At 59.0% G+C, this 10,611-nt stretch carries 12 protein-coding genes and 2 tRNA genes; 10 read left to right on the forward strand and 4 right to left on the reverse strand.

Annotated features, from left to right (window positions below):
• Nucleotides 1-50 precede the first annotated feature (50 nt).
• From K5X80_RS10965 to K5X80_RS10985, 5 genes are all read left to right on the forward strand, one after another.
• Nucleotides 51-125, forward strand: a tRNA-Glu gene (locus K5X80_RS10965).
• A gap of 41 nt (nt 126-166) precedes the next feature.
• Nucleotides 167-241: transfer RNA gene (locus K5X80_RS10970), tRNA-Glu, on the forward strand.
• 101 nt (nt 242-342) lie between these two features.
• The gene (locus tag K5X80_RS10975) at nt 343-1,950 is read left to right on the forward strand and encodes a DUF6538 domain-containing protein (protein WP_222557781.1); all 1,608 of its coding nucleotides are present in this window, start codon (nt 343-345) and stop codon (nt 1,948-1,950) included.
• 188 nt (nt 1,951-2,138) lie between these two features.
• On the forward strand, nt 2,139-2,942 hold the full coding sequence (locus K5X80_RS10980; protein WP_222557782.1) for a hypothetical protein: 804 nt from the start codon (nt 2,139-2,141) through the stop codon (nt 2,940-2,942).
• Between the two features lie 382 nt (nt 2,943-3,324).
• Nucleotides 3,325-3,870 (forward strand): hypothetical protein, encoded by a 546-nt coding sequence (locus K5X80_RS10985; RefSeq protein WP_222557783.1) that lies wholly within the window; start codon nt 3,325-3,327, stop codon nt 3,868-3,870.
• Nucleotides 3,871-3,886: 16 nt separating this feature from the next.
• Here the strand turns inward: K5X80_RS10985 and K5X80_RS10990 are convergent, their stop codons facing one another.
• Complete coding sequence (locus K5X80_RS10990) at nt 3,887-4,705, reverse strand: hypothetical protein (protein WP_222557784.1); 819 nt, start codon at nt 4,703-4,705, stop codon at nt 3,887-3,889.
• A complete protein-coding gene (locus tag K5X80_RS10995; RefSeq protein WP_222557785.1) occupies nt 4,702-5,385 on the reverse strand; it encodes a hypothetical protein in 684 nt (227 codons plus the stop codon). The genes K5X80_RS10990 and K5X80_RS10995 overlap by 4 nt, the downstream gene beginning before the upstream one ends.
• A gap of 227 nt (nt 5,386-5,612) precedes the next feature.
• Here K5X80_RS10995 and K5X80_RS11000 point away from each other — a divergent pair, with 227 nt between their 5' ends.
• The 3 genes from K5X80_RS11000 to K5X80_RS11010 all read left to right on the forward strand — a co-directional run bounded on the left by K5X80_RS11000 (nt 5,613) and on the right by K5X80_RS11010 (nt 7,412).
• The gene (locus K5X80_RS11000; RefSeq protein ID WP_222557786.1) at nt 5,613-6,158 is read left to right on the forward strand and encodes a DUF488 domain-containing protein; all 546 of its coding nucleotides are present in this window, start codon (nt 5,613-5,615) and stop codon (nt 6,156-6,158) included.
• Nucleotides 6,159-6,236: 78 nt separating this feature from the next.
• On the forward strand, nt 6,237-6,398 hold the full coding sequence (locus tag K5X80_RS11005) for a hypothetical protein (protein ID WP_222557787.1): 162 nt from the start codon (nt 6,237-6,239) through the stop codon (nt 6,396-6,398).
• Between the two features lie 21 nt (nt 6,399-6,419).
• Nucleotides 6,420-7,412, forward strand: a complete 993-nt coding sequence (locus tag K5X80_RS11010; protein WP_222557788.1) for a site-specific integrase — start codon at nt 6,420-6,422, stop codon at nt 7,410-7,412.
• Between the two features lie 212 nt (nt 7,413-7,624).
• On the opposite strand, the gene K5X80_RS11015 is transcribed toward K5X80_RS11010, so the two are convergent.
• Nucleotides 7,625-8,209 (reverse strand): SLATT domain-containing protein, encoded by a 585-nt coding sequence (locus K5X80_RS11015; protein WP_222557789.1) that lies wholly within the window; start codon nt 8,207-8,209, stop codon nt 7,625-7,627.
• Nucleotides 8,209-9,609, reverse strand: coding sequence for a nucleotide-binding domain-containing protein (locus tag K5X80_RS11020; protein WP_261390503.1), 1,401 nt, complete (start codon nt 9,607-9,609; stop codon nt 8,209-8,211). Before K5X80_RS11020 ends, K5X80_RS11015 begins: the two co-directional genes overlap by 1 nt.
• 184 nt (nt 9,610-9,793) lie before the next feature.
• On the opposite strand from K5X80_RS11020, the gene K5X80_RS11025 reads away from it, so the two are divergent.
• Nucleotides 9,794-10,072: a type II toxin-antitoxin system RelE/ParE family toxin gene (locus K5X80_RS11025; RefSeq protein WP_222557790.1), complete on the forward strand. Its 279-nt coding sequence runs from the start codon at nt 9,794-9,796 to the stop codon at nt 10,070-10,072.
• A 10-nt stretch (nt 10,073-10,082) separates the two neighbouring features.
• Nucleotides 10,083-10,367, forward strand: a complete 285-nt coding sequence (locus K5X80_RS11030) for a HigA family addiction module antitoxin (protein WP_222557791.1) — start codon at nt 10,083-10,085, stop codon at nt 10,365-10,367.
• Nucleotides 10,368-10,611: the final 244 nt, after the last annotated feature.

Below are 10,611 nucleotides of genomic sequence, written 5' to 3' on the forward strand. Positions count from 1 at the left end.
GGGTTGACCAGTCCATCGCCCCCCCCTAAAGGCCCGGTCCTGCACTGAGTGGCCCCTTCGTCTAGCGGTCAGGACGCGGCCCTTTCACGGCTGAAACACGGGTTCGATTCCCGTAGGGGTCACCACCAGTGCAGACGGATTTATCCATGCCTGGGCATTGCCCCAAGGCCCCTTCGTCTAGCGGTCAGGACGCGGCCCTTTCACGGCTGAAACACGGGTTCGATTCCCGTAGGGGTCACCATTCGGTGCTGGTTGTCCCAGAAATGGGCAGGAATGGCAGATTTCAGGCATTTTGACGTGCTCTCTGGTCACAATTTTGTGATACAAAGAGGCATGGAAAAGATGGCTGATATGCAACGGCTGCTGAAGCGCGGCGATACCTACCACTATCACCGGCGCGTGCCGCTCCACCTTGTCGATACAGTCGGCAAGAAGTTTGTTCGCCGTGCGCTGGGCACTGACAGCCCCAAAGAAGCGCGCCGCCGCCGTACATTGGAGGACGCCCGCACCGAAGCAATGTTCCAGGAGGCAGAAAAGGGCATCAAGCCCGGCGCGGGCCGCATGTCCGTATCGCTGGACACCCTGACCGCCTATGTGCGGGAGACGGTGGAAGAGATGGACCGCAAGTCATCCGAACGGCTGGCGCTGGCCCCTCCCGCCGACAAGCGGCAGTTGGCCGATATGGTGGAGGATGCCCACGTCCAGCTTGGTATCCTGACCGATCCCGGCGACCCCCGGCAGGATGAGTTCGTGGCCACCGTCACTGACCGCATCGCCCACGCCCATGATGCGGACCTGACCGACACCGCGCTTGTCGCGCAGTTCGCGGAGATCGTGCGGCGGGGCTTGGTGGAAGTCACCCGTCGCCATATCGGGCGGCTCACCAACGAGAACGGCACCGCCTTCCATGATGCCGCGTTTGATCCCGCCGCGCAGGCCCCCGCTGCTGCCAGCGTGGCCGCGCTCGATGCTGACATTGTGGATGGCTGGGCCGCCGAGCGGAAACCTTCACAGAAAGCTGTGGACAGTTGCCGCAGCGAAGCGCGCAAGTTCCTTGCCCATACTGGGCCGAAGGCGGTGGGGACGATAACGCGGGCGGACGTGCTGACCTACAAGGCCGCGATGATCGCGGACGGCCAAAGCCCCGCCAACATCAAGACCCGCCTGTCGCGTCTCAACACCGTGCTGGGCTGGGCCGCCGAGAACGGTCACCTTGATGCCAACCCCGCGAAGGGCATCACCATCAAGGTGCCGAAGAAGTCCAAGGACAAGCGCCAGCCCTTCGCCCCTGAAGACCTGAACGCGATCTTCGCCGGTCCCGTTCATGCGGATGGCGAACGGCCCCTTCGCGGGCGTGGGGATGCCTCCTATTGGCTCCCCCTGCTGGCGCTGTTCAGCGGGGCGCGTCTGGAGGAAATGGCCCAGCTTCGGCCCCATGACGTGGCGCAGCACACCTATACCGATGGCGATGGCCAGACCCGGCAGGGCTGGTTCATCAAGATTGTTGAAGTGGACGGCGAAGACGGCACCACGGTCAAGACGGTGGACAGCGAACGCCTTATTCCTGTGCATCCCGTGCTGAAGGAACTTGGCTTCATCGCCTTCGTGACGACCCAGAAAGACGCTGGCCATGTCCGTCTGTTCCATCTGCTGAAGCCGGGAGCCTATGGGAAGCTGGGCAACAAGTGGGGCGAATGGTGGAGCAGCTATATGCGCAGCACCATCGGCATCACCGACAAGCGCAAGGTTTTCCATAGCTTCCGCCATAGCTTCAAGGACGCGGCCCGGCATTGCGGCCTGCCCGAAGGCGTGGCCCGTCAGATTATGGGCCATAGCGGCGAGGACGTGGCCGATGATTACGGCAACGGCTATTCCCTGTTCCAGCTTGTCGAGGGCATGGCGAAGGTGAAAGCCGTGGGCGTAAACCTGCCAGCGCCACCAGCCGGTTAAACGATCCCTGACTTTATGGGTCAGAAAAAATTATCTGATCCCGCTGTAGTCAGGTGTTCGCCAGCTTTGAAACGAGAAGACCCCACCTTGCCGGGTGAGGGTCTTCGGGAGCGCCGAGACGACGCTGATCGACACCAGCATTTCTAAGTCCGGTTCTCCTTCGATGCAACTCGATAGGAGCCAGAACCGTGGCCATAAAGATCAAGGTGCAGAAGCCTGCACCCTCAACAGTCATCGCCATCGAGCACCTGAAGGGAACGGCTCGACGACTGGCTGAGTTGGTATCGAAGCATGGCAATTATGAGTATGAGGGGTTCAAATGGCTTCAGGGCACTTTCGGCGGAATTGCCGATCACCTTGGCGTGAATGAGAAGACAATCGAACGTAACGTCCAGAAACCACCGTTTCACCACATTACGCGACAGACTGCTGAGGACGGTAAACACATTCTATTGAAGCTGGGCGCGGAGCCCTGCGAGACCGATCTCGTTTTCAGGCTGCGGACAACTTGGGTTAGAGGTTTGCTCTATTTCAACGGAGCAGCAGTGCAGGCTTGGCCGATCGAAGCCACGAAGGCCAAACACGCAAAATTGCCATATCAGCGACTGCTGAAGCGCATCGAGAAGGCCCAGGAACGGCTACCTGAGTTGGAGAAGCTGAAAGCAGGCGAGGACATATCTTATGAAGTTCAGCCGCGCGAGATGGGCTTACTACGTGAATGCGTGAAACGACTGGACGATGATGCCTTCGCCACCGTTGCGTGCATTGCCTCGTGGAACGGCTGGCACAAATTCATGTCCTACGCGAAAACTGCGGACAGAGTTGCTGATCGATACTATCACTGGCCGACCCTTGGTCCGATCGCGGCGAACCCTGACATCGCTCTGCAGGTCTATCTCGACATCGGACAGGAGGAAGGCACAATCGGCATTGCTGACAGCGCCCGACTGACCGCCAAGATCGCCAGTCTGACGCCTTCTTCGGCAGCTTGATCCAAAAAACGTCTGTTTCTCTTATCCCATGTTCTTAAAATTATATCGTTACCATAAACTGATATGTTCACAGGGAGAGAGAAACAGACATTCAGTGCATGGCTCGTCGCTTCGCTCCTGCGCCATGCCCTTTGTCTCGGGAGAGAATAAAAGGGGATAATAACCACTGCTGCAATTAAAGCGATGTCAGGATTGCAATTAATTGCAATCCATCTTTCGTTAGGATCGGGGTGATATGTCTCGACCTCGTTGGCGGGACACGAGGCTGCCGGGCCGACTAAGCTCAGGGCAGAGCCGGTGCGCTGCCACGGCCCGATCATCCCTTGCCCGCCTGCGTCTTTCCCATAGGCATCTAGTCCCAACAACTACGAAGGTTTCACAGATGGAAGGGATCAAGAAAGCAGCGGTGGAGGTGCCGCAGGACCTGATCGACCACAGCAAGTCGCGGCTCCTCGAAGCGGCGAGCCTCTTGCGGACAGTCCGGGAGGACAATCCCGACGAGTTCAGAACGGTCGCCAGGAAGTTAAGGATTGGTCTGCGCAAAGCGCACCATTTGGCACAGATCGACAAGGTGTTCGAGAAGATGACCATTCCGGTCGAACGGGCACAGCGCTTGGGCTGGACCAAGCTCTCCATCATCGCGGCCCATCGCAAAACGCATACGATCGACGACCTGATCGACGTGGCGGAGGGTTGCACCGCGCACGAACTGAAAATGCACATCCGCGACGGCAAGTTCGATCCTGATGGCCGGACGGTCGTGCTGCACTTCAGCAAGGAGCAATACGCGCTGCTCGATGAGGCCCTGCGCTCCAAGGGCGCCGAACCACATTCCCGAGGGCTGCTGGGCAAGGAGGCAGCGCTCATGAGGCTTGTCGCTGAGAAGGCACCGGCTCCGGCATCGAAGTCAGGCAAGGGAGCGGGCTGATCGCGGATCGGGCATCTCATCCTGTCTGCGTTGGGATCGGGAGATCGTCCTCCTTGTATTCGCCAACGATCCAGACGAGGCTTTGCAGGTCGATGTTGTCGTGGGGTTCCAGATCGGCCACCTCGCGCCCGGTCTGTGCCATAAGATCGCACAGGCTGGCATATACGGCAGGATCGAGCGCGGGGCTGTAATCATGCACGAAGGGATGACCGACCCGCTCCGCGAACTCCTGCGTCACCACGGGCTTGAGGAACATATGATCCTCGGGTCGCCACAGGAACGGCAGATACGTGACCACCGTCCACTTGGCGTTATCGTGTTTGAGTAGCAGCCGATCCATGATCGCGAGCGCCGGTTCGATCTCCCCGATCGTAAAGCGGGCGGCTGCCTGAATGAACGCATCGGCATCAGGGCCTCGCAGAAGCGGTTGCAGCCGGGTCTTTTCGAACGGCGATAACAGGTTCGTGCCCCGGTATGCCGACAGGACGGCCTCGCCCAGATCGCTGCCAGTCAACGCCTGCTCAAGAGGAGCAGTCTCATCAAGCTTCGCCTTGGCCTTGAGCTTGTAATCGCGCTCGGCCTCCTTGAATGCGGGAGATCGGAAACCGTCAGGAAAGAACTGTCGAAATCGGGACCGTGCGCCGTCGAAGCCGAAATAGGCATCACTGGTCCGGCCCGCTGTGGCATGGAGATCAGCCCAGAGCTGCTCAGGATCATCGCCGTCGATCCGGCTCAACTGCTTGCCGCCGGAGATTACCAGGCCGACAAAGCCCTTGCCGGTATCAACGAGCCGCAACGTGTTTTTACCGATCACGTCATTCCGAATGGTTTTCATACCCCTCCCTCATTTGTAATTTGCGATGCGGTGACACGCACCTTGTCGGCCAAGGCTGTGACCGGCACTGGCGTTGTAAATCTGCTGATCGTGCTCAGGGCCGCCTGCTTCAGGTCCGGCAGATCGCGGGTGGCGACGACATAGAACGCCCACTGGGCCGGGTCGCGATGATCGGCGTGGTCGGCATAAATGCCATGATGCGCGAATATGTAGATATGGGCTGGACGCCCCACCTGGGCGATCCACTGTGTTCCGCTCTCCCAATGTCCTGTGCGGGCCGCGACATCAAAAATCGGTTTGCTCGGCTTGCCAGTGCTCCACGACTGCCGTGCGGCGGACTGTTTGACCTCCAGCCGGAGGCCGTCAGGACGCTCGAAGTCCCATCCGCTATAGTCGGCGCTGCACCAGTTCCACTCCGGCTCCAGCGCGAGTGCGACGATGGCCTCCGCAACTTGCCCACGCAGCACATTGGTCACGAGGGCGCTGCCGAAGGCTGCCTGCGAAACCTTGGCGATCACGTCGCCGATCCCGAACGCTGGTGTCCCGACCTGTTGTGATCTCGTGATAATCCTGCCCTCCGTCGCCCCGATATTCCTGTGGGGCGACGGCCAAAGCCGGATGTTGGAAACCTGATCGCTAGAGCAGGCGCATGCGCCTTTACCGGCGAACCGGCTGGACATGCGCGCATGCCACCCGGCCTCCGAAAATCGGCGACCGAGGTCTAGCGATTGGGGTTTCCACGCCCCGCTCTGCGGCTTTCACGCAGAGCACGACGGTCATAGCGAAGCTCGCCCGGGATAGGAAGCGCCGGGTGCGACGGGGGTGAAGTCAAGTATTTAAGTATTTGAAAATACTGTTTTTATTGAGGCTTTGCCCATAGGATCATCTTTATTCTGAAAGGATCAAGATGATTGAAATAATGAGCGTGGGGCATTCCAATGCGAGCTGGAACGAGTTCAGCTACGCCCTCGACCAGTTCGACATCGGTTGCATCGTCGATGTGCGATCATCGCCCCGGTCGCGCTGGCAGCATTTCAATAAGCCGCAACTACGGGTCCGGCTGAACCGGATCGGCGTGAGCTATATCCATATGGGCGATGCTCTGGGCGGGATGCCGGTGAGCGGCCCGACTGATTACGCAACGCGGCGTGGGACCGAGACCTTCACCACGGCGATCGACGACATACTCGCGATAGCTGCCCGATGCAGACCCGCCTTGTTATGCTCGGAACGGGACGTGCTGCAATGCCATCGCTTCACGCTGATCGCCCGGCATCTGCACGATCTGCCCGATGTCCGGGTCTCCCACATTCGCCACAACGGCACGCTGGAGACCCATGACGAGGCCGAGGAGCGCCTGCTCGCCCTCCACAAGCTGTCCGACGACCTACTCACGGATCGCGGCGAGCGACTGGCCGAAGCCTATGCCCGGCAGGAGCGAAAGCTGGGCTGAATACGGCGATGCTTAAACCCCTCTTTTTGGGCCAGCCAATTTTGGACACCCTTCTGAAATCATGAGAGGAATTGCGAAATGCAAAATCAAATAATTGTAGAAATTTCGGGCGACAATCTGTGGGCCGACCGCAATCAGCGGCCAACGGAAGCCAACGCCCTGCACGAGCAAAGTCGGGCGGAAAATGCTGGGTTCCAGACCCCTGTTTTCTGCATAGGCGACCTTAGCTTATCACTTTGAAATCACAGGACGAACTTCCATATGGAAAAACAAATAATTGTCGAAAATGAGAGTGGAGAAGTTTGTGCAATTAATTGCAATCTCAACTCCTCGACGGATCGGCAGCCCCACCTCGTAGAGCCGATCTCAGAGCCGCTCCACCGCCTCCTAACCTCATCTCTATCGGCGGGCACCCGGCGCGCCTACGCGGCTGATCTGAACCATTTCCGGGCATCCGGCAGAGACATCCCCTGTCCACCACACGCGCTGGCGGAGTATCTGGCTGATCTGGCCGCGACCCATGCCAACGCCACGATCCAGCGTCGGCTCGCCGCCATCGCGAAGGCCCATCGTGCTCTCGGATATGATGATCCGTGCAAGACTGAAATCGTGCGCGCGACGATGAGCGGGATCAGGCGGACCAAGGGCATGGCTCAACGAGAGGCGCAGCCGTTGCAGCGCGACAGCCTGTTCTCGGTGCTGGAGTGCATGGGCGAGTGTCCAATCGACATCAGGGACCGGGCGCTGTTGTTGATCGGCTTCGCCGGGGCGTTCCGTCGATCCGAACTGGTCGGGTTCGACTGCGGCGATGTCGAGCATGTCGGACGGGGCATCGTGTTGCATCTGCGTCGGTCCAAAACGGATCAAACCGCGCAAGGCCGCAAGATCGCGATCCCGCATGGGCGCACGCGATGGTGCCCTGTCCGGCACCTCTCCGACTGGCTCGCCCATGCCGGGATCGAGGAGGGAGCGCTGTTTCGCAGCATCGACCGGCACGGGCATATCGCGCCTGATCGGCTGTCAGGGGATGCCGTCTCGACCATCATCAAGAAGCGCGTGGAGGCGGCAGGGTTCGATCCCGCCACCTTCTCCGGTCACTCGCTGCGCGCCGGACTGGCCACCAGCGCCGCCATGGCAGGGGCGTCGTCATGGAAAATTCGTCAGCAGACCGGCCACAAGAGCGACGCGATGCTCGCCCGCTACATTCGCGACGGCGACATGTTCGTCGATAACGCGGCGAGCGCGGTGCTGTGATGGCATAGAACCCTGGGTTCTGCTCGCGACCATCATACGCCGTTCTAATGCGTCACCTATCATGTCGGCTTACACCTCCTTGTGGACGTTCCAGCGCCGAGGCAACTTCCGATATTTCCCCCGACGTTAGTGACAGACCCTGCTGGTTGAGGTGGAAGGGAACGTGGCCTGCGGCTTCATCCTGCGCATCACGTCTTTGCCGAAGGAAGCGATCAGACGCATAAGTTGGCGCGAGCAATCCAGAGACCTAACCCTACGACCAAGGCTAGAGCGACGACGACGATGGTGATGCGCGCAGAAACGGGCCACTTGTCCTTCCAAGTGAAATTCTTCTGCTCTTCCATCCAGTCAATCTGGGTTTCCGCGAACAGTTTATAGTGGGCATACCATCCGCTCAGAAAAATCTGCTTGCTCATGGTGGTAGAGTAATAGTGGGCATCGAGGGCGTCGAAATCAGATTTCGCAGCAACGGGGTCTGCACCCGATTGGACGCTGAGGTAGAGAGACTTCAATCTGTTGTAGACGCTCAGCTGACTGTTCGCCGAACGCTCATACTCCTCAGCGCGATAGAACGATATGTAGAGGCTAGCGATGCCCGCGATGACAAGGATCGCGGAGGGCAGCTTGGCGGACAATGGGTCGTAGATCAACGCGAACACACCTACGGCCAAGGAGACGAAGCCGATCCAGCCCGGCCCCTTGCTCACGATGTCATAGGTCGCGAACGTCTTCTTGACGCCGAAGAGGACATCGTAGCCCTTCTCCGCAAGAAGCCTCAGTAGCCGGTCCTTGTCCATCAACCTTCGCTTTCATCTACGATTGGAACGTGGATGCGGTCCTTGGCCACCACCACACCATCCTGGACTGCGTAACAATCCACGACATGCTCGCCCCGGAAGTCGGAACGCTCCTTCTTGGTTTTGCTCCCGCTGTCAGGCTCGATCTGGCCGCGTATCTTGTCGAGCCTGATCGCCTCCGATCCCCTGTTGAGCACCTTCCAATAGACGTGATAGATGCCCTTAATGTCCTCGTTGGCGATGTAGAACTTCAAAGACTTGGACCGGTAGACGTTGAGGCGCTTCATGCCAACGCCCCGCATCGCTCGCAGAAGGACCGTTCTGAACCCGTTCTGCTTGACCTCACATTCGAGGCGCAGTGAATAGCGGACATCCACGGGGAACATATCCTCGATGAACTCCTCGGTGTTCGTAGCAGTGTAGCTGGCTTCGGTGATGTAAGCCTTCTTGGTCTCCGTCGTATCCGAGAGCGGATAACCCCGGCCGAACAGCTTACGCCAGCGATTGTTGGCCTTGGTATCTTCACCAGCAGCAAGGGCCTTATCGGCTAACTCCAGCCCCTTTTTTGCCTTACCTTCAAACCGCTTGTGGACCTTGACGTGCTGCCCGCTGCCGAGCGCGTGATACCGCTCCTGCTTGGGCTGGTTGGACAGGTACTCCAAGAAGTCGCGCATCATCTGTCCACACGTCGAGAACGTCGTCTTGTCGAAGGCCGTGGTGGTGAGCAGGAAGTTGTGGGCGAGAGTGTCGATCACCAAGCCGTTCATCGCGACACCGTGCTTGTTCTTCCAGGCACGGGTCATTTTGCAGAGCCGCCGCAGGTTGCCGTTCTTGTCGGCATCGACAGTGCGCGTCGCGTCGATCTCCTCACGCGGTTTGGTCAGCCGATAACAGCCGCCATTCTTGGTGTAAGGATACCAAAAGCCTTGGTCGTCCTCGAACACCGGCTGCACTTCGACCTTGAAGTTCTTATACTTGCAGACGACCACGAGGGTATCGACATAAATCTCAGTGGTTTTGTAGCGGTCTTGTATGGCATCCGCCGTGTCGCGCAGTAGCTTGTATGGGTTATCCTTATAGGTGTCCCACTTCCTGTTCGGCATGATGTAAAGCATGTCCAGATCGGAGATGCCCCGGATGCCAGTCCAGCGCCCATAGGAGCCTACTTGCAGGCTATTTGCCGTGCGACTGTCAGTATCGCGAAATTGGAGGTTACAGGCCCTCGTGACCTCACCATAGCGCAACGCGATGGTATCCTCGTTGTCGATCGCAATGTTCGAGAACAGCGTCTTGAAATCGTCCGCCCTGCTAATGGTCGCCTCCCGTTGCTGCGCCCATTGGTGCCCCACCACGACGCTGTCATTGCGGGCAAAGATGGTTAGCGATCTTGTTTTGTTCAACCCTCGAAACGATCGCCATTTTGTAAATGGAGGATGAATGACGATGTTAAACAGCCAACAGCGTTCCCAGCCAGTGATCGCCGATCCGATCGGCTAATCCCTACCACGAGCGCTGTTGGATTGGGGGACGCTACCGAACCCTACTGACACTTGCATCTTGTAACGCGGCGCGATACAGTGCGTCATGATAATCGGCTTTCGGCACAAGGGGCTTGAGGCGCTCTATCGCACAGGTACGACGCGAGGCGTTCAGGTTGCCCATGTGAAGAAGCTCCGCAACATCCTCGGCCTGCTCGATGTCGCGGCAGGACCGGATGACATGAACCTGCCGTCCTTCAAGCTGCACCCACTGAAGGGCGACCTGAAAGGCCACTGGTCGGTTTGGGTCAATGGTAACTGGCGTGTCACCTTCCGGTTTGTCGGCACCGACGCCGAGCTTGTCGATTATCAGGATTACCATTGAGGCGAAGACGATGATGCACAATCCTCCCCACCCCGGCGAACTGCTCCGCAATGAGGTCATTGCAGAGTTGGGCTTGTCCGTCACCGAAGCGGCCAACCGGCTCGCCCTGTCGCGGGTTGCCCTGTCGCGTGTGCTGAACGGCAAGGCCGCGATCAGCCCCGACCTCGCGGTGCGGCTTGAGCAGGCAGGCGCAAGCACGGCTCGGGCGTGGCTGGCCATGCAGGCGAACTATGATCTGTGGTGCGCCCGGCAGCACGAGCAACCGCCCGTGCGCCGATTGCAGGATGCGGCGTGAGCACGACGAACAATTCGGGCCTGCGACGACGCTGTGCCGGAGCGGTGCGTAACGGCGTCCCGCTTCTGCCGATGAGCAACCCGGAAGCCGTCGTCAGGTTGGAGACAGTGAACGTCCTGCGCGACGAATTGGTGGTGACAAACGCACCGCCGGAACGAAGCCCACACCTCGGATAACAACCCTTATCACGGCCCAAAATGGCTTGATGGCAGTCACTTTTCGTCGTGCAATTAATTGCAATCTT

Source organism: Caenibius sp. WL (genome assembly GCF_019803445.1).
Taxonomy (GTDB): Bacteria; Pseudomonadota; Alphaproteobacteria; order Sphingomonadales; family Sphingomonadaceae; genus Caenibius.

Bases quoted from the DNA above. Each gene is read 5' to 3' on its own strand.
- K5X80_RS11010 (WP_222557788.1), top strand. From the start codon at position 6,420: ATGGAAAAACAAATAATTGTCGAAAATGAGAGTGGAGAAGTTTGTGCA.
- K5X80_RS11000 (WP_222557786.1), top strand. From the start codon at position 5,613: ATGATTGAAATAATGAGCGTGGGGCATTCCAATGCGAGCTGGAACGAG.
- K5X80_RS10995 (WP_222557785.1), bottom strand. From the start codon at position 5,385: ATGTCCAGCCGGTTCGCCGGTAAAGGCGCATGCGCCTGCTCTAGCGAT.
- K5X80_RS10990 (WP_222557784.1), bottom strand. From the start codon at position 4,705: ATGAAAACCATTCGGAATGACGTGATCGGTAAAAACACGTTGCGGCTC.
- K5X80_RS11015 (WP_222557789.1), bottom strand. From the start codon at position 8,209: ATGGACAAGGACCGGCTACTGAGGCTTCTTGCGGAGAAGGGCTACGAT.
- K5X80_RS10975 (WP_222557781.1), top strand. From the start codon at position 343: ATGGCTGATATGCAACGGCTGCTGAAGCGCGGCGATACCTACCACTAT.
- K5X80_RS11005 (WP_222557787.1), top strand. From the start codon at position 6,237: ATGCAAAATCAAATAATTGTAGAAATTTCGGGCGACAATCTGTGGGCC.
- K5X80_RS10985 (WP_222557783.1), top strand. From the start codon at position 3,325: ATGGAAGGGATCAAGAAAGCAGCGGTGGAGGTGCCGCAGGACCTGATC.
- K5X80_RS11025 (WP_222557790.1), top strand. From the start codon at position 9,794: ATGATAATCGGCTTTCGGCACAAGGGGCTTGAGGCGCTCTATCGCACA.
- K5X80_RS11030 (WP_222557791.1), top strand. From the start codon at position 10,083: ATGATGCACAATCCTCCCCACCCCGGCGAACTGCTCCGCAATGAGGTC.